The 265-nt window shown below is 42.6% G+C and carries 1 protein-coding gene; it reads right to left on the reverse strand.

Translation table 11 applies throughout. The features are described 5' to 3' along the window. A partial coding sequence (locus P8629_RS12015) for a hypothetical protein (protein WP_278166344.1) occupies positions 1 to 265 on the reverse strand: 265 nt, incomplete at both ends.

A 265-nucleotide genomic window follows, 5' to 3' on the forward strand; every position in this document is an offset into this window, starting at 1 on the left:
TGGATTCCATCCATCATCTAACAGTTTGCTAGTGTCCACTCCATCCATAATCATTCCTTGGACTTCTCCAGCCACCCCAGAAATAGTTTGCTTAACTTTTTGAAAGCCATCTTGCAAGCTATCGTTTAATCCGCCCATGATAGCAAGACCAGCAGGGATTAAGAGCTTTTTATCATAAGAAAGTGGCCCTTTATGTTCCTTGATCCAAGAACCATTGCCTCCAACAAAATCTTTTACGCTTCCCCAGGCTTGCTTTAATCCACTC

This window comes from Hydrogenovibrio sp. 3SP14C1 (genome assembly GCF_029625905.1).
Taxonomy (GTDB): domain Bacteria; phylum Pseudomonadota; class Gammaproteobacteria; order Thiomicrospirales; family Thiomicrospiraceae; genus Hydrogenovibrio.